The 16,289-nt window shown below is 53.7% G+C and carries 20 protein-coding genes; all 20 read right to left on the bottom strand.

Annotated elements, in window-relative coordinates; translation table 11 throughout:
* Positions 1-27 precede the first annotated feature (27 nt).
* The 20 genes from ndk to rpsA all read right to left on the bottom strand — a co-directional run bounded on the left by ndk (position 28) and on the right by rpsA (position 16,270).
* Complete coding sequence (gene ndk / locus MHH78_RS14160; protein WP_036727303.1) at positions 28-471, bottom strand: nucleoside-diphosphate kinase; 444 nt, start codon at positions 469-471, stop codon at positions 28-30.
* A gap of 111 nt (positions 472-582) precedes the next feature.
* Entirely contained in the window at positions 583-1,551 is a 969-nt protein-coding gene (locus tag MHH78_RS14155) for a polyprenyl synthetase family protein (RefSeq protein ID WP_076079176.1), read from the bottom strand.
* Positions 1,548-2,408, bottom strand: a complete 861-nt coding sequence (locus tag MHH78_RS14150; protein ID WP_036727307.1) for a menaquinone biosynthetic enzyme MqnA/MqnD family protein — start codon at positions 2,406-2,408, stop codon at positions 1,548-1,550. The genes MHH78_RS14155 and MHH78_RS14150 overlap by 4 nt, the downstream gene beginning before the upstream one ends.
* Positions 2,405-2,947 carry a UbiX family flavin prenyltransferase gene (locus MHH78_RS14145; protein ID WP_445668095.1) on the bottom strand — a complete coding sequence of 181 codons (543 nt, stop codon included), beginning with the start codon at positions 2,945-2,947 and terminating at the stop codon, positions 2,405-2,407. The genes MHH78_RS14150 and MHH78_RS14145 overlap by 4 nt, the downstream gene beginning before the upstream one ends.
* Before the next feature lie 62 nt (positions 2,948-3,009).
* Positions 3,010-3,885, bottom strand: coding sequence for a UbiA-like polyprenyltransferase (locus MHH78_RS14140; protein WP_036727311.1), 876 nt, complete (start codon positions 3,883-3,885; stop codon positions 3,010-3,012).
* Positions 3,878-4,630 carry a demethylmenaquinone methyltransferase gene (locus MHH78_RS14135; RefSeq protein WP_339310383.1) on the bottom strand — a complete coding sequence of 251 codons (753 nt, stop codon included), beginning with the start codon at positions 4,628-4,630 and terminating at the stop codon, positions 3,878-3,880. Before MHH78_RS14135 ends, MHH78_RS14140 begins: the two co-directional genes overlap by 8 nt.
* A gap of 3 nt (positions 4,631-4,633) precedes the next feature.
* Positions 4,634-5,503, bottom strand: coding sequence for a heptaprenyl diphosphate synthase component 1 (locus tag MHH78_RS14130; RefSeq protein WP_341167762.1), 870 nt, complete (start codon positions 5,501-5,503; stop codon positions 4,634-4,636).
* 114 nt (positions 5,504-5,617) lie between these two features.
* On the bottom strand, positions 5,618-6,157 hold the full coding sequence (locus tag MHH78_RS14125) for a hypothetical protein (RefSeq protein ID WP_341167761.1): 540 nt from the start codon (positions 6,155-6,157) through the stop codon (positions 5,618-5,620).
* A gap of 107 nt (positions 6,158-6,264) precedes the next feature.
* On the bottom strand, positions 6,265-6,513 hold the full coding sequence (mtrB, locus tag MHH78_RS14120) for a trp RNA-binding attenuation protein MtrB (protein ID WP_051478165.1): 249 nt from the start codon (positions 6,511-6,513) through the stop codon (positions 6,265-6,267).
* Between the two features lie 104 nt (positions 6,514-6,617).
* On the bottom strand, positions 6,618-6,890 hold the full coding sequence (locus MHH78_RS14115) for an HU family DNA-binding protein (RefSeq protein WP_019909963.1): 273 nt from the start codon (positions 6,888-6,890) through the stop codon (positions 6,618-6,620).
* 354 nt (positions 6,891-7,244) lie between these two features.
* The gene (gene spoIVA / locus MHH78_RS14110; protein WP_036727319.1) at positions 7,245-8,723 is read right to left on the bottom strand and encodes a stage IV sporulation protein A; all 1,479 of its coding nucleotides are present in this window, start codon (positions 8,721-8,723) and stop codon (positions 7,245-7,247) included.
* A 432-nt stretch (positions 8,724-9,155) separates the two neighbouring features.
* Positions 9,156-9,905: a DUF3939 domain-containing protein gene (locus tag MHH78_RS14105; protein WP_341170332.1), complete on the bottom strand. Its 750-nt coding sequence runs from the start codon at positions 9,903-9,905 to the stop codon at positions 9,156-9,158.
* A 53-nt stretch (positions 9,906-9,958) separates the two neighbouring features.
* Positions 9,959-10,327 carry a 2Fe-2S iron-sulfur cluster-binding protein gene (locus MHH78_RS14100; protein ID WP_341167760.1) on the bottom strand — a complete coding sequence of 123 codons (369 nt, stop codon included), beginning with the start codon at positions 10,325-10,327 and terminating at the stop codon, positions 9,959-9,961.
* Positions 10,328-10,354: 27 nt separating this feature from the next.
* On the bottom strand, positions 10,355-10,975 hold the full coding sequence (locus MHH78_RS14095; RefSeq protein WP_341167759.1) for a hypothetical protein: 621 nt from the start codon (positions 10,973-10,975) through the stop codon (positions 10,355-10,357).
* A gap of 80 nt (positions 10,976-11,055) precedes the next feature.
* The gene (locus MHH78_RS14090) at positions 11,056-11,235 is read right to left on the bottom strand and encodes a DUF2768 family protein (RefSeq protein WP_036698144.1); all 180 of its coding nucleotides are present in this window, start codon (positions 11,233-11,235) and stop codon (positions 11,056-11,058) included.
* 199 nt (positions 11,236-11,434) lie between these two features.
* Complete coding sequence (locus tag MHH78_RS14085; protein ID WP_036698146.1) at positions 11,435-11,710, bottom strand: stage VI sporulation protein F; 276 nt, start codon at positions 11,708-11,710, stop codon at positions 11,435-11,437.
* A gap of 67 nt (positions 11,711-11,777) precedes the next feature.
* Positions 11,778-12,818: an NAD(P)H-dependent glycerol-3-phosphate dehydrogenase gene (locus tag MHH78_RS14080; protein ID WP_076079168.1), complete on the bottom strand. Its 1,041-nt coding sequence runs from the start codon at positions 12,816-12,818 to the stop codon at positions 11,778-11,780.
* Entirely contained in the window at positions 12,811-13,428 is a 618-nt protein-coding gene (gene plsY, locus MHH78_RS14075; RefSeq protein ID WP_036727324.1) for a glycerol-3-phosphate 1-O-acyltransferase PlsY, read from the bottom strand. The genes MHH78_RS14080 and plsY overlap by 8 nt, the downstream gene beginning before the upstream one ends.
* Positions 13,429-13,440: 12 nt before the next feature.
* Complete coding sequence (gene der / locus MHH78_RS14070) at positions 13,441-14,766, bottom strand: ribosome biogenesis GTPase Der (protein ID WP_036727327.1); 1,326 nt, start codon at positions 14,764-14,766, stop codon at positions 13,441-13,443.
* A gap of 175 nt (positions 14,767-14,941) precedes the next feature.
* Positions 14,942-16,270, bottom strand: a complete 1,329-nt coding sequence (rpsA, locus tag MHH78_RS14065; protein ID WP_076079166.1) for a 30S ribosomal protein S1 — start codon at positions 16,268-16,270, stop codon at positions 14,942-14,944.
* Positions 16,271-16,289 lie beyond the last annotated feature (19 nt).

Here is a 16,289-nt window from a genome sequence, read left to right as displayed (position 1 = left end):
ATAATCTCCTGTCTCCTGCCCGGATGCTTACATCCAGGCCGCGATGTCTTTATGATACTGTGCCAGCTCATCCGGAGCGAAGAAATTGGCGATCTCACGTGCTGCACTGTCCGGTGAGTCCGATCCGTGGATCAGATTAAGCGGCGTATGGCTGGCATAATCCCCGCGGATGGTGCCTGGCAGGGCCTCACCGACTTTGGTTTTGCCGATCAGGAGACGGGATAATGCGATGACATCATCGCCTTCCCACACCATGGCGAACACAGGGCCGGAGGTAATGAAGCTTACCAGCTCCGGGAAAAAATCCTTGCCGTCATGCTCCGCATAATGCTTCTTGGCCTGCTCCTCAGTAACGGTAATCAGCTTGGCAGCGACCAGCTTGAATCCCTTGTCTTCCAGGCGGGCGACGATGCGTCCGATTAGTCCGCGCTGTACACCATCCGGTTTGATCATCAGATACGTTTGTTCCATAGAGTCACTCTCCAATTTCCCTTATTCTAAATGAATGGGCTGTTTATGGTCTGATATTATCAGAAACCCCGGCATCTGTGAACGTAAATTTGCAGATAATTTCTTATATTTTCAATAAGCCCGGCCTGTTACGAAAAAGGCGATATCGCGCAAATTGCGCTTGGTCCGGTTGCTTGGCAGCTGCTCCAGCGCATCCAGCGCCTTGGCGATATAGCGGGAAGCCAGCTCCTCCGCACGGGAAATCCCGTCGCCGGAGAGAATCAGATCAATAGCGCGTCCGACCCCTCTGTTCCCTTCACGAATCGCTTCAAGCTCTTCCAGCAGGCGGCCGCGGAGCCGCTCATCCTGCAGACTGTAGATGACAGGCAGAGTGATATTCCCCTGCCGCATATCGCTTCCGGGCGGCTTGCCAATTTGCTTCTCCGTTCCGGAGAGATCGAGCAGATCATCACGGATTTGAAACGCCATCCCAACGTTATATCCGTAATTATAGAGGAGCCTGGCAGTTCCCGGCTCCGCATCTGCAGCCAGAGCGCCAAGCTGACAGCTGACGGCAATCAGCAGCGCTGTCTTACGGCGGATTCTCCGCAGATAATGGCGCACGCTCTGTCCGCTGTTGAAGAAGTCGCGGATCTGCTCCATCTCTCCGATGGACATCTCTACCATGGCTTTGGAGAGAATCTGATGAATCAGGGGATTTTTCAGCCCTGAAGTCATCACGAGTGCCTTGGCATAAATATAGTCGCCGGTGTACATGGCGATCTTGTCGCCCCATTTCGCCTTGACGGTAGGCTCTCCCCGCCGGAGCTCCGCATCGTCAATGACATCATCGTGGACCAGTGAGGCGCTGTGAATCAGCTCCAGCGGAATCGCGACGCGCTTCAGCTTATCGAGATCATAGGTCCCGAATTTGCCGCCCATCAGAACGAATACCGGCCGGAGCCGCTTGCCCCCAGCTCTCAGCAGATGCAGCGAGGTCTCGCTCAGCAGGTCATCATCCCCCTGGACACTGCGGTACAGCTCTTTCTCAATCTGATCCATATCTTTGTTCAGCAAGCCGAATATTTGCAGTCGCTTCATTCTTTCACCCGTGTCAGCAGATTGTGGCTCCAAAGCTCCATCTTCACTTCCTGCGGCAGCAGGCCCATTTCATAGGCATAGCGGAAATAGAGGTTCAGACCTTCCTGCTGCCTTTCCCCAAAGTCATAACATAAATTACGGAAGTAATCTCTCCAATAGGAGGCCGTGCCCCCGATTGTGCAGCAGGCTTCGTGAATTACCGGTCCCAGCTCATTCAGGCCGCGTCTCTTGCTCCGCTCGAAGGCTTCAGCAATCTCGGCAATGGCCTCAGGATTCCGGGCTGCAGCCCTGCGGTTGACCGCCCACACAGCAAAGGTCATACTGTGGCCCGTCCATTCCTTCCACAGCCCGCCCAGATCCGTCACTTCATAGCCCTGATCCTGCCAGGAGGCGCGGATGGCATGGTCTCCGATCAGGAGGCCGGCATCCGCCTGCTGCATCATAGTGTTCAGATCGGGATCGCTGCTAATGTACTCCGGACTAGTGCCTAAGGCCTTGTGCATCAGGATCTTCAGTAGATTGACCGAGGTAGCCGAAGTATTCGTCACGGCTATCGTTCCGCTGCCAAGCTGCTGTAACGGCTTTTTGGAGAAAAGAAATATTGACCTCACCGGACCGTCCGCGCTGACGGACAGACCGGGCAGCAGCAGCAGCCGGTCGCTGGCCGCTGCATAAGCAAAGGAGGATAAAGCCCCAACATGAATATCTCCTGCTGCCATGCCCCGGTTAAGCACAGCAGGCACCTCACTCACCATTTCAGCAGGAAAGCTTAAAGAAGAGGGATCGAAATAATGATAGACCGGCCATGAATTGGTATAGCTGATTTTGCCGATGACGGTGTGTTCCAGGTCTGTCACCCTTCATCCCCCCATCTGCGAAATAAAGTATGCTCAATCCCGAAGCTGTCGAGCACCTTGCCCACCATGAAATTGACCAGATCATCCATGGTGGCAGGACCGTAATAGAACGCCGGCATTGCCGGAATCAGCTTGACGCCCATCCGCGACAGCTTCAGCATATTCTCCAGGTGAATCGCATGCAGCGGTGTCTCCCGGGGTACCAGAACGAGCGGACGGCCCTCCTTCAGCATGACATCCGCTGCCCGTGTCATCAGATTGTCCGAGCTGCCATGTGCTACAGCAGACAGTGTTCCCATCGAGCAGGGCATAATAATCATCCCCTCTGTCCGGAAGGAGCCGCTGGCAATCGAAGCGCCTATATCCTGTACCGGGTGATACAGAAGAGAACCGGGATAGCTGCCGAACTGCTCATTCAGCAGTCCTTCCCGGTCAGTTACGGCATAACCCAGCTCCTCCTTGAAGACACGCCAGCCTGCATTACTGACAACCAGATGTACTGTATAACCGAGGGACAGCAGGGTCTCTGTCAGCCGGATGCCGTAGATCGCCCCGCTCGCACCGGTAATGCCAACCACGAAGTTCTTAGGCTTAAGTTCGGTCATTTGTAGAACTGCACCACCAGGTCAATCAGAGTAAAGGAAAAGACCACAATGCTAAGTACACCGTTCATGGTGAAGAAGGCGGTCTGCAGCTTGCTTAGATCACCCGGAGATACAATGTAGTGCTCATAGAACAGAATAATATAAGCAATCACCATGCCGGCCACATACCACCAGCTCAGTTCCGTGATGAACAAGAGAGAGATGAAGCCCAGGGCTGTCAGCAGATGAAAGACCTTGGCAATCCCCAGCGCACGGGCCACCCCGAAGCGCACCGGAATCGAATACAGTCCTTCCTTGCGGTCGAAGTCCACATCCTGGCAGGAGTAGATAATATCAAAGCCTGCTGTCCAGAATACGATCGTGAAATAGAAGATCATAGCAGTCAAGTCCACCGTTCCTGTAACCGCAACCCAGCCGCCGAGAGGCGCAAGGGCAATTGTGAGCCCGAGAATCAGGTGACAGGCCCAGGTGAAGCGTTTGGTGAAGGAATAGAGGACCAGTAGAAAAACAGCAATCGGCAGCAGCTTCGCTGACAGCGGATTGAGCTTGAAGGCTGCCCAGAACAGCAAAAAGAACGAGAACGCGATGAACAGCGTCACCTCTCCAACCTTCAGTAATCCTGCCGGAATGGCTCTGCCCGCTGTCCGCGGATTCTTCGCATCACTGATCCGGTCGATCAGCCGGTTAAGCCCCATAGCCGCGCTGCGTGCGCCGAACATAGCAACAACCACCCATCCGATCTGGCTCCAGGAGGGCAGTTCCCCAAACATAACTACTGAACCCAGCAAGGCCCCCATAAAGGCAAAAGGTAAAGCAAAAACCGTGTGTTCGAATTTAATCATTTGTAGAAAAATACCGATTTTCTTAAACATTACAGTTCTCCTTGAGTCCAAGATGTAACGCCGCGATGCCACCGTTCAAGGGGAACGATTCCACTTTTGTAAGTCCGGTATCCCGGAAGATCTCCTCTAATTGCTTCCTGTCCGGGAAGAGTGCCAGTGATTCAGGAAGCCATTTATATTGCTCATACCGCTTGGCGAACAGCCTGCCGAGCAGCGGAAGCACACGCTGGAAATAAAAATAATAAATACCTTTGAACGGCTGCTTCATCGGCTTCGACAGCTCCAGGCAGACCACCATACCGCCGGGCTTCACCACGCGCTTCATCTCACTCAGCACCTGTACGGGATCAGGCACATTACGAAGTCCAAAGCCAATAGTGGCGTAATCGAAGGAATTATCACCGAACGGCAGCTCCATCGCATTCCCCTGAATCAGGGAGATGCGGTCCTGCAATCCGCGCGCTTCCACCTTACGCCGTCCCACCTCCAGCATGCCTGCGCTGAAGTCCAGTCCCATGACATTTCCGGTCTCGCTCGCATCAGCGAGGGCAATGCTCCAATCACAGGTACCGCAGCACAGGTCTACTGCCGAGTCCCCGCGCTTCATGCCCATCTTGCGCATGGTGAACTTCCGCCAGGCCTTATGACGCCGGAAGCTCAGAATATCATTCATCAGATCATACTTGCCGGCAATGCTCTCAAATACCGAATGGACAAATTGCTCCTTCGGCTTGTCGCCTTGCCCCCCTGTTACGGTAACTTTATCTACTGTCATTCTCTAACCCTCCACGGCAGCTTGTCCGGAAATTTTCATTTGCAGAAGCAGGCGGTCCAGTGCAGCTCTAAGCTGACCCGCCAGATCCTCGTCCCTGATCCCCTGCAATAACGACTGAATGGACGCGAGCGAGCTATGCAGCTTGTCCGTCAGCAGCGTATCGCATTTGCATCTCAGCTTCAGCTTCTGCCAATCCTTGGGGTCCAGAGTCTGCCCCTTAAGCTGCTGGCGTTCCTCTTCAGTCGCCGACTCCATCACCTTCCAGTAAGCATAGCCTTCCAGCGCACTTGCCGGAGCTGCCCCCCGGCGCAATTCCAGGGCTGCTGTCTCACACTGGCTGAATTCGGCGAGCAGCTTCTGCCAGATATCTCTAAGGGACTCTTCAATCATCGGTGTAAAAGAAAGAAACAGCCGCATATTGAGCTGTACCGTGTGCTTCAAGTATTGTTCGGCCGGGACAAGCGTTCCGCTCATCTTGCCGTAAAGATTGGCCTTCATCACATTGAAATCAGCGATAGCCGCGCTCAATGTGCCAACCATTTCAATCTGACCGTGTCTCGCGAGCAGATGGTAGAACCAGCTGCTGAAATAATCACCGGCCAGAACCTTCAGCTGGCGGGTGCGCATCATATCGCCGCCGGGCTCTTCATGATTCCGGTCAATGCTCTCATGGGTATCCAGTCCAAGCTGGACGAGTCCGGTCACCAGGGTGAACAGCTCTGCCTGCTGGAAGTCTGCCCCCCGGCCCCTGCCGAGAAAAATATATAACAAATGACCCCGCCCGTCTGAGAACGGCGGCAGTTCCGTATGCCGCTGAATCATATCGTAGTCGGTGTAGGGTTTAGCCAGTTGCGGTATGCGGTACGGTTTCATTTTAGCCTCCGAAGCCATTGACGTTTGTCAAACTCATTGTTCACAATCTTGTCTATTATATCACATGTTTTTTTGTCACGCACGGGTGAAGCCTTCTAGTTTCAATTACCCGGTTCAGGGATAAATGAACTGCTTTTTCCACAGCTCGCTTTCGCTAATGCGGAAGCCGTTCTTCAGCGAATCGGGAAGAGGCGAATTGCCTGCGTTCTCCAGCGCCTCCTGCAGCAGGGGGCTCCACTCGCTGCGGCGGATATCACCGGCAAGGAGCAGGCGGCGGGTATCCAGCCACCTATCCTCTGCCACCACACGCAGCAGCAGCTGGTCTACGTTCGAAGTCTCCTGAATCGCGAACCCGATAGCCAGAGCCATGTTACGGTACAGCTCCTGCGGTTCGTGGGCATCACCGTTCACCTTGAGATCCATAGACAATACCCCGTTCTCCCAGCCTGCCTTGTCAATCATCAGACTGAAGGGAATCTCACTGAGCGCATCTACCAGATTGTCATTCTCCAGTACCAGGCCATCCTGGCCTATCGTCTGTACTGCGCTATAGTTACTCTGGGCAGTTATAACGTTGCCGGCCAGTTGCGGCAGCAGCAGGGTAGTAGCTGCACTAAGCAGCAACGCCGTTCCGATCAGCCAGCTCCGGTTCATAACATGCCTCCCTACTCATAGTTTCCGCTGCTATGCAGGATTATACGGCACCGCAGAGCGGCCCATATCTAGTTATATTTTGAAAAAAAGCAGGCTATGCCTGCTTTTCAGCTTTCACTCTCTAATTGTCCGTGTTTGCTCCAGATTTCAGCCTTGCCGCGGATTTTCATTGCTGAGGTGTGATCGGTGAATTGGGCAATGAGCACCTCGCCTTTGTCCAGCTTCTCCGTATGGTGAAACCGTGTGTCCAGCCCTCTGGTCAGCCCGATGACCTGAACACCGTTCTCCTTGGCCTTGACTACGATATAGTCGCTGCCGGACGGTGCAGGATTCACTTCATTCTTCTTCTCAGTCATTGTAATCCTCCTCAAAGTTTATGAGCCTCTCTCAAAAACAAATGCCGCCCTGGAAGGCGGCATCGTTGGTATTCAAGGACTATGGGGCAGATATGTAGAAATCTTTATTTGATTCCGTCTTTCAGCGCTTTACCGGGTTTGAAAGCCGGTACTTTGCTTGAAGGAATTTCGATTTCTTCACCAGTCTGCGGGTTGCGGCCTTTACGTGCGGAACGTTCGCGCACTTCAAAGTTTCCGAAGCCAACCAGCTGAACCTTATCGCCGCTTTGCAGTGCACCTGTGATCGCTTCAAAAACAGCATCTACCGCTTTCGTAGCGTCTTTTTTGGGAAGTTCAGTTGCTTCTGTAACTACGTTGATCAAATCTGATTTATTCATGTCTTCTCACCTCCCTGGTTAAAAGTTCCGGTATCATACACTCTTTCCGTTTCAACGTAAAATATACGTGATAATCCCGTTTAATGCTAGAAACTGGCACCTCTCTTCTAGAAGCGCAACAAACTTATAGTAATACAGCCCAACCATAATATCAAGGCGTTCCTCAAAAAAGGAGCAGAAAGTAGCAGGTTTCCCTTCATTCCGCTGCAATTGCGCAGTCTATTACTACCAGTTATGCCGTAAAAGCGGAAGCTTTCCAGGGAGAATTCCCCTTTTCCGCTCTAGCAGCGAATGGGCCAGGAAATAGCAAAAGAGCGGGAAAAGCTCCCGCTCCAAAGGACAAGCCTATTTCATTTAGAGGATGATGGCGATCAGGCCGCCTGAACCTTCGTTGATAATCCGGCCCAGCGTTTCCTGCAGCTTGTAGCGGGCATTGTCCGGCATCATCGCGATCTTGCCCTGAATGCCCTCACGGACTATGGAATGCAGGGACCGGCCGAAGATATCGGATTCCCAGATTTTGATCGGGTCATTCTCAAAGTCCTGCATCAGGTAGCGCACCAGCTCTTCACTCTGCTTCTCTGTACCGATAATCGGCGAGAACTCCGACTCGACATCCACCCGGATCATATGGATCGACGGCGCCGTAGCCTTCAGCCGGACTCCGAAGCGGGAGCCTTGGCGGATCAGCTCAGGCTCATCCAGCGCCATCTCGGCCAGAGAAGGTGCGGCGATGCCGTACCCCGTTGTCTTAACCATTTCCAGCGCTTCCGAGAAGCGGTCATATTCGCGCTTGGCGTGGGAGAAGTCCTGCATCAGCTGGAGCAGGTGATCCTTGCCGCGAATCTCGACCCCGACTACCTCCATCAGCACCTGATCATACAGCTCTTCGGGAGCGTAGAGGTCAATCTCGGCTACCCCCTGGCCCATGTTCATGCCGCTGAGGCCTGCCCGGTCGATGAAATCATATTCGGTAAACTGGGAGACCAGGCGGTCCACATCGCGCAGACGACGGATATCCTTCACGGTATCACGGACAGAATTCTCATAGCTGCTGCGCAGCCAGTGATTCTCGCCCAGCACCATCACCCAGCTCGGCAGGTTAACATTAACTTCATGCACAGGGAATTCATACAGTACTTCACGCAGGACACCAGTCACATCGTCCTCGGTCATATTCGCAGCGCTGAGCGTCATCACCGGAATATCATATTTGAGGGCAAGCTCACTGCGGAGCTGCTGGACTTCCTCACTGCGCGGCCGGGTGGAGTTGATGACCAGCACGAACGGCTTGCCGACCTCCTTCAGCTCTGCGATCACGCGCTCTTCGGAATCGACATACGAGCTCCGTGGAATCTCGGCAATCGTACCGTCGGTAGTCACTACCACACCCAGGGTCGAGTGCTCCTGAATGACCTTGCGTGTCCCGATTTCAGCCGCTTCCTGGAAAGGAATCGGTTCCTCGAACCATGGGGTCGAGATCATCCGCGGACCATTCTCATCCTCATACCCTTTTGCGCCTTCCACTGCATAGCCTACACAATCGACCAGCCGGACGTTAACCTCCAGGCCTTCGGCCACCTTAATCTGCACCGCATTGTTGGGTACGAATTTAGGCTCGGTAGTCATAATAGTTTTGCCTGCCGCACTTTGCGGCAGCTCATCGACCGCTCTTACCCGGTCTGCTTCACTCGTGATGTTCGGCAGAACAATCGTTTCCATGAAGCGCTTGATGAATGTCGATTTCCCCGTGCGAACCGCGCCGACGACGCCAAGATAAATGTCTCCGCCGGTACGCTCGGCAATGTCCTTGAAAATATCCACTTTTTCCAAAAGAGATCCCCTCCTCATATTACTCCGAAGAAAAAATGCCTGAAGAGCATCGACTTCGCGTTCCGCCGGCAAACTGACCCTTGCAGGACAACCACCGGACTAAGCTTTGCCCGCCCGAAGCCTAGCTTACTTGCCTGAGGCGAAGCAAGGTTGCCCCGCGCTAAACTCCGAATGCTCGGACATGCATTTGGACTAGTATCATCATATGTATCCGTAACGGATTTATGACCAGCGTCCGCGCATTTTTGCATCTGAAATTTCGTATACCCGCTCTAGCTCGCCACTGCGTCAAGACACCCGGAAGTCTTCTCATCAAGTCTATGAGGGCGGCTCGCGGCCTAGAACTACTATCCATTCTGAGATTCCCCATACAAAAAAGCAGCAATCCCCCGCTCTCGGAGAACTGCTGCCTTAATTTATAATAGTATATTGCTATTCCTGCGGAGCCTGCGGGACGGGACGGCCATCCACCCACAGATAAGGGAGAGACTTGACAGGGACATAATAGGAGGCCTGCGTAAGCTCCAGACGCAGGTCACGGTCTGCCTCCGGGCTGCTGCCGTTCTTATCAATGGCTGAGGAGATATCCGCACCGTAATCAACATAGACTGCCCCGCTGCGATCCATCAGGAGCCCGAGCGTCTGGCCCGAATATACGCTGCTTAGCTTGATTGTCCCTGTCCCTGCCCGTTTGGCATCGATAGATACAAGGCCCGGATATAGCTCCTCCCCTGCCGGAAGCTTCCCGCCGTGCGCAGACTTATAGAGGTTCACCTTGCGCTGGATATCGTTAACCTTCTGCACGGTCACCAGGTCCATTAATTTGACCTGTGGGTCCGTCTCCTCATCCAGCACCAGAAAATGGGCGCTCCCGCCCTTCTCGAACGCTGCTGCCGGGATCTCGTCCAGGTACCCTTCCTGCTGCAGCTTATTCAGGTCAATCACGAATTTCTCGTATCTGGGCGTGTCCTGATCGCTGGTCAAGATCGGCAGCAGCCCCTTCTGCTCCTGATAATCATCTACCGCCGCCTGCACGCGCTTCACACTCTCGCGGTAACTGCTGCCGGACTGCTGCTGCTCCCGGGGATACATGCAGCCGGTTAGAGACAAGATCAGCAGGACAAGCAGCGGCAGCAGTATCGCAGACCTATTCCGGCTCTGCCGGAGCTTCACCAGATGCATGGAGTCCACTCGCAGGGCTCCTCTCTGGGTTGCATTTGCGCCAGGAGTAACCATCACCATAAGTCCTCCGATTCGCCACGGCGCGCCGCTTCCAGTCTGCGGCGTACAGCCGCCTTCAGCGGGTCCTCGGGAATATGCACTTGGACGTCGCCCCATACAGCGGCCTGACAGGCCAGGCGGACGCCTTCATTCAGCAGGCTGCCAAGCTTGCGCTTCTCCGCCTCCGCAGGAGGTCTGAGTCCCACGGCATCCGTACGCTCTACGGACACTTTGCACATCATGCATCCCGCCTTGCCCCCGCAGCGGGTAGGCAGGACGATTCCGGCTTTGCGCACAGCCTCCAGCAACGTAACCCCATGCTTGACAGAAGCTGTGCGTTGTTCCGGAAGGAAAGTGACCGTTATTTGCGATTTCGCATTCATCTTACAGCCTCCTTCCTTGGAATCAGGTTATATACGTATAGATTCGGATATCCCCAGCAGCTCGTCCAGCCTAGACTGCAGGCCGGCGGCTTCCAGATGATTCTCCTCAATGAGCTGCTCCAGAAGCGGCAGATGACCGGCTACATCCCGCTTCATCAGCTCCGCAATAGCCCGGCAGCGTTCTTCCCTGCCGCGCAGCAGATTGAAGATCAGCTCATGGACAAGCGGCATCAGGGCCAGGCGGCCGCTCCCTTCGAACATACATTTCGGGGCATAGGGCTGCAGCTTGCTGATATCCACTGCATATTGCCCGGAGCCGCTGCCGATCCTGAATCCGCCCACCAGCTCAACCTTCACCTCTCCGATGAAGTAGAGCCCGCGCAGAGAGTAACAGCCTCCGCTATAATCCTCCTCCGGTGCGCAGACGGTGTATCTCAGCAGTGCCCGATGAAGCTGCGCGGTATCCTCCAAATCACAATAGAGGTCAATATCGCGCGGAGCAGCACTCAGCTGAACCCCGTGCAGCAGCAGACCGCAGCTTCCCCCCAGCAGCCACACCGGCGGCTTACCCGGCCCGATCACATCCAGCTCCCGCGCTATGCTGCCCAGTGCCGTCTCCAGCACATAAGGAATTCCTGAACCGGCCATCAAACTACACACGCCCCATTCCTGTAAAATCAACTAACGATTCTGTCAGAAACACGTCTGCCTGAGTATAATGTAAATGCTTACATAATTGAAGCGGCCCCGCCCAGAACTCCGATCAGCAGGATGACAAAAGCAATGACCGATAAAACAGCTCTTAGCAGTCCCTTCGTTTTGCTGCGTGCAAAAGTAATCAAAAAAACGGATAAGCCCATAATCAGTACCGCAATCAGAGACAGCCACATTTTTGTCATCGGGTCCATAGGTCATGCGCCTCCATTTCACTTTTCCCGGATTGCGACTATTATAGCGTGAAATCCGTCATTTTTTAAGTATTAATTTACAGATTAGCCCCTGCCGATGGAAAAAAGGACATCAACCACGGAATCAGCTTACCTTCCGGAGTTATGCCCAGTCTGAAAAAGAGCCATCCCGGCAGGAATGGCTTACTTCACGGATATGCTATTTTTTCAGCATCATTTTCATTAAAGACTCCATCGTACCGGAACCGGCGCCGCCTTTTTTAACAGCATTGACGATCTCCTGCACTGTAGCCTCGCTGACCGGCACTTTAGCCATAGCTGATACCTGTTTAATTAACTGGCGGAGCTGGGCTTCATTCTGTGTGGTGCCCGGCTTAACCGTACCGGCCAGCTTTTTGATGGCACCTTCCGAAATGTTTTTGCCCGTCTTCTTGTTGATGGCGTTCAAAGCATCCTTGGAAAAATCTCTGCTCACTGTTCATCCCTCCTCCGTCAATCCCCATTAACAACATATGAGATATTCCGGCAAAAGGTGAACGTGATCAGGAATGCCACTGCTCCCAGGTCTCCTGGGAGATGGCCTCCATCTCCGTCTTACGGTCACGGCCCATCAGGGCTTCCACCGCATTACGCGGTGTTCTGCCCTTGAACAGCACATGATAAATCTGGTCGGTGATGGGCATCTGTACGCCCAGCTTCAGCGAGATCGCATAAGCCACCTCCGTCGTCCGGATGCCTTCGACAACCATCCCCATCGAGTCCAGCACCTCATTCAGCGGCTGGCCCTGGCCCAGCATGGAGCCGGCGCGCCAGTTGCGGCTGTGCTGGCTTGTTGCCGTTACGACCAGGTCACCAAGTCCGGCAAGGCCGGAGAAGGTTAAGGGATTCGCACCCATCTCTACCCCGACCCGGGAGATCTCAGCCAGGCCGCGGGTAAGCAGTGCCGCCTTCGCATTATCCCCGAACCCCAGCCCGTCGGACAGACCCGCACCCAGCGCGATAATATTCTTCAGTGCACCAGCCAGCTCTACACCTAGCTGATCCCTGTTGGTATACACACGGAAGTCGTTGTTAATGAACAGCCCCTGCGCCGCCTTGGCACGGCTCTCATCCGGCGAAGCCACGACGACCGTGGTCGGACAGAGCCGTACCACTTCTTCAGCATGGCTCGGCCCGGAGAGCACCACAATATCGCCTTCGCTGCAGCCCAGCTCTTCCGAGATCACTGTGGACATCCGCTTCATGGTCTCGGTCTCGAAGCCCTTGGTGGCGTGAATGCAGAGCATATCTTCCTTCCAGAACGGCTTAAGGCTATGCGCCACCTGGCGCATTCCGGAAGAAGGCGCCACAATGACTACCGCCTTCGAACCGGAGACGGCAGTCTCCATGTCCGTGGTGGCAATAATATTTCCAGGGAGCTCAATCCCCGGCAGGAAATGATGATTCGTATGTGCTTCGTTAATCTCGGCAGCCTGCTCAGGCTTTCGCGTCCACAGATAAACCTCCGAGTGGTTAGCCGCCAGCACAGTAGCCAGCGCAGTTCCCCAACTGCCCGCGACCAGCACGGTTACTTTATCAGACAACGCGATTCCCCTCCTTGGCTTTGGAGCCGATTTTGTTCTCACGGCCCTGTGAGATCTTCACGATGTTGCTGCGGTGACGCCAGAAGGCGAACACTACGATGACCAGGCTTCCCCATAGCTCCGGGGTCGTATGCTCCGTGAACAGCAGACACACTGGAGTCAGAGCCACAAAGATCAGCGAGCCCAGCGAGACATACCGTGTAAGTATAATAGCGAGAATGGCAATCGCCCCGGCAATCAGTGCAGGCCAGAATACCAGTGTAGCCATCACTCCAATCGTCGTTGCAATCCCTTTTCCCCCGCGAAAGTGAAAATAGACCGGCCAGTTATGCCCGATGATGGCAGCCAGTCCGCAGACCACTGCGACCCAGCTCCCCCATCCCCCGGCCCATGTGCCAAGCCAGACTGCGGCAATTCCCTTCAGTACGTCCAGAAACAGCACCAGTATGGCCGGTCCCTTCCCCATCACACGCAGTGTATTGGTCGCTCCCGCATTGCCGCTTCCATATTGGCGGATATCAATCCCCTTAAGCAGCCGGGCGAGCAGTACACTGAAGCTGATGGAGCCAAGCAGATAGCTTATAACGATAACCAGAAGTTCAAACGCCACTACTCTTCTCCCCTAACCTTCGTTCTCGGATTTGCGCCGTGTAAAGAGGCGGATCGGTGTACCCTCGAAATTGAACGCTGCACGCAGCTTGTTCTCCAGGTAACGTTCGTAGGAGAAGTGCATCAGCGAAGGATCATTGACGAATACCACGATGGTCGGCGGCTTCGTTGCCACCTGGGTGACATAGTTAATGCGCAGACGGCGGCCTTTGTCCGTAGGCGGAGGATTAATCGCCACGGCATCCGATACCACATCATTCACCAGATGGGTGGTAATCCGCAGGGCGTGCTGTTGGGCGACATGCTGCACGACAGGCAGCAGCTTCTGCAGACGCTGTTTCGTAAGCGCAGACAGAAATACCACCGGCGCATAGCTCATGAACAGGAAGTGATCGCGGATGTTGCGTTCGAAGTTCTGCATCGTCTTGTCGTCTTTCTCAATGGCATCCCATTTGTTGACAACAAAGACCGAAGCCTTGCCCGCATCATGGGCATACCCGGCAATATGCTTGTCCTGGTCGATGATGCCTTCTTCCCCGTTGATTACAACGAGTACAACATCAGCACGCTCAATCGCCTTCATGGCTCTCATTACACTGTATTTTTCCGTGTTCTCATAGACCTTGCCGCGTTTGCGCATGCCCGCTGTATCGATCAGCACATAACGCTGGCCATCCCGTTCGAACGGCGTATCAATCGCATCGCGTGTAGTCCCCGCAATATCACTGACAATAACGCGTTCTTCGCCCAGAATTGCATTAACCAGTGAGGATTTACCCACATTCGGACGTCCGATCAAGGCTACACGGATGACATCTTCATCATATTCCTCATCCACTTTATCCGGAAGACGTTCAACAACCGCGTCCAGCAGATCGCCGATTCCGGTTCCGTGACTTCCTGAAATGCCGATCGGATCACCGATTCCAAGGGTGTAAAATTCATAAATATCTTCGGTGCGCTTCATGTTATCCACTTTGTTGATAGCCAGAACGATCGGCTTGCCGGAACGGAACAGAATCTGCGCCACTTCCTCATCCGAACTCGTGAGTCCGCTCTTCGCCTCGCACATGAAGACGATCACATCCGCTTCCTCAATCGCCAGCTCCGCCTGAACGCGGATGGATTTCAGAATAGCGTCTTCTCCGTCAATCTCAATCCCGCCAGTATCAATGACACTGAAGGATTTGCCGTTCCAGTCGGAGACTCCATATATCCGGTCACGTGTAATCCCCGGTTTATCTTCTACGATGGCCAGTCTATCGCCAATCAGCCGGTTAAAGATCGTCGACTTTCCGACGTTAGGCCTGCCGACAATGGCCACTACGGGTCTTGCCATATTCATTCCTCCTGTCTTCCTTACGTTACTCATCATAGCAAAAAACATTCCAATTGGCTAACCGTCTTACCCATGTATTGCCGCTATCCTGTATGCCCTGGAACAGACAATCGGCGAACCCTCTGATCGAGGGCTCGCCGATTACTTTACCCGTTATGATGAGATAACAAAGGGATTAGTTGTTACCCTTGAATTTGTCCAGCTTGTCGCCGAAACGTTCAGCCAGTGTGAAGCTGAGGCCTTCGTTGCTGAGCGATACGTTAGGATTGTTCAGCACTTCCTTAGGCGCTCTATCTCTGCTGTTGCTGCGTTCTGGTCTGGCCGAAGGAGCCGGAGCTTCTTCAGTTTCCTTGATGCTCAGGCTGACGCGCTTCTCGGATGGGTTGAAGTCAAGCACTTTCACTTGTACTTCCTGTCCTTCCTTGAGCACTTCATGCGGAGTGCCAATGTGCTTGTGGGAGATCTGGGAGATATGCACAAGGCCTTCAACGCCTGGCAGCAGTTCAACGAATGCGCCGAAGTTCACAAGGCGCTTAACTTCGCCTGTAACTACATCGCCGATGTTGATCTTGCCTGCTGCGGAATCCCAAGGACCCGGAGCAGCTGCTTTGATGCTGAGGCTGATTTTGCCCTTTTCAGGATCAACCTTAAGTACTTTCACGCGAACCTTGTCGCCTTCGGATACAACATCGGATGGCTTCTCTACGTGGTTCCAAGCAATCTCGGATACGTGAACCAGTCCGTCTACACCGCCAACATCAACGAATGCGCCGAATTGAGTCAGGCGTTGAACCGTACCTTCGATGATTTGGCCTTCAGACAGCTCAGCCATAATCTTCTGCTTGTTAGCTTCGAATTCTTCCTCCAGAACTTCTTTGGCGGAGAGAATTACCTTGCTGTTCTCACGGTCAAGCTCTTTCACTTTGACACGCAGTGTGCGGCCCTTGTAGTCGCTGAAATCTTCAACGAAGTGACGCTCAACCATGGAAGCCGGGATGAAGCCGCGTGCGCCAACGTCAGCCACAAGGCCGCCTTTGACAACATCAGCTACAGTAACTTCGAAGGATTCCTGGGAAGCGAAATACTTCTCCAGATCTTCCCATGATTTCTCGCTGTCGATGGCACGCTTGGAAAGCACCAGGCTCTCCTTGTTGTCGTTGATGCTGACAACCTTGCATTCCACTTCCTGGCCGACTTCTACCGCTGCTGCGGCATTGTCCAGCTGAACGGAAGACAATTCGCGAATAGGAATAACGCCGTCGTATTTATATCCAATGCTTACATAAGCTTGGTTATCTTCAATTTTGACGATTGTTCCTTTCACGGTATCGCCTTTTTTCAGAGAAATGATTTCCAGACCTTCCTGGCTTGTCACTTCTTCTTCATTGCTGGCAACAACTTCTGCAGATTCGGTAACAGCGGATTCTACAGTTTCTGCCTTATCTACGGTCTCGTTATTCTCAACGTTATCCGCAGCTTCTTGATTCTTGATTTCTTCAGACATGTGATTACCCTCCTCGATT

This window comes from Paenibacillus sp. FSL H3-0333 (assembly GCF_038002805.1).
GTDB classification, from domain to species: Bacteria; Bacillota; Bacilli; order Paenibacillales; family Paenibacillaceae; genus Paenibacillus_AQ; species Paenibacillus_AQ silagei.
Note: the sequence above shows the minus strand (reverse complement) of the source record. Positions and strands in the feature narration are given on the sequence as shown.

Bases quoted from the DNA above. Each gene is read 5' to 3' on its own strand.
- ndk (WP_036727303.1), bottom strand. From the start codon at position 471: ATGGAACAAACGTATCTGATGATCAAACCGGATGGTGTACAGCGCGGA.
- MHH78_RS14155 (WP_076079176.1), bottom strand. From the start codon at position 1,551: ATGAAGCGACTGCAAATATTCGGCTTGCTGAACAAAGATATGGATCAG.
- MHH78_RS14140 (WP_036727311.1), bottom strand. From the start codon at position 3,885: ATGTTTAAGAAAATCGGTATTTTTCTACAAATGATTAAATTCGAACAC.
- MHH78_RS14135 (WP_339310383.1), bottom strand. From the start codon at position 4,630: ATGACAGTAGATAAAGTTACCGTAACAGGGGGGCAAGGCGACAAGCCG.
- MHH78_RS14130 (WP_341167762.1), bottom strand. From the start codon at position 5,503: ATGAAACCGTACCGCATACCGCAACTGGCTAAACCCTACACCGACTAC.
- MHH78_RS14125 (WP_341167761.1), bottom strand. From the start codon at position 6,157: ATGAACCGGAGCTGGCTGATCGGAACGGCGTTGCTGCTTAGTGCAGCT.
- mtrB (WP_051478165.1), bottom strand. From the start codon at position 6,513: ATGACTGAGAAGAAGAATGAAGTGAATCCTGCACCGTCCGGCAGCGAC.
- MHH78_RS14115 (WP_019909963.1), bottom strand. From the start codon at position 6,890: ATGAATAAATCAGATTTGATCAACGTAGTTACAGAAGCAACTGAACTT.
- MHH78_RS14105 (WP_341170332.1), bottom strand. From the start codon at position 9,905: ATGCATCTGGTGAAGCTCCGGCAGAGCCGGAATAGGTCTGCGATACTG.
- MHH78_RS14100 (WP_341167760.1), bottom strand. From the start codon at position 10,327: ATGAATGCGAAATCGCAAATAACGGTCACTTTCCTTCCGGAACAACGC.
- MHH78_RS14095 (WP_341167759.1), bottom strand. From the start codon at position 10,975: ATGGCCGGTTCAGGAATTCCTTATGTGCTGGAGACGGCACTGGGCAGC.
- MHH78_RS14090 (WP_036698144.1), bottom strand. From the start codon at position 11,235: ATGGACCCGATGACAAAAATGTGGCTGTCTCTGATTGCGGTACTGATT.
- der (WP_036727327.1), bottom strand. From the start codon at position 14,766: ATGGCAAGACCCGTAGTGGCCATTGTCGGCAGGCCTAACGTCGGAAAG.
- rpsA (WP_076079166.1), bottom strand. From the start codon at position 16,270: ATGTCTGAAGAAATCAAGAATCAAGAAGCTGCGGATAACGTTGAGAAT.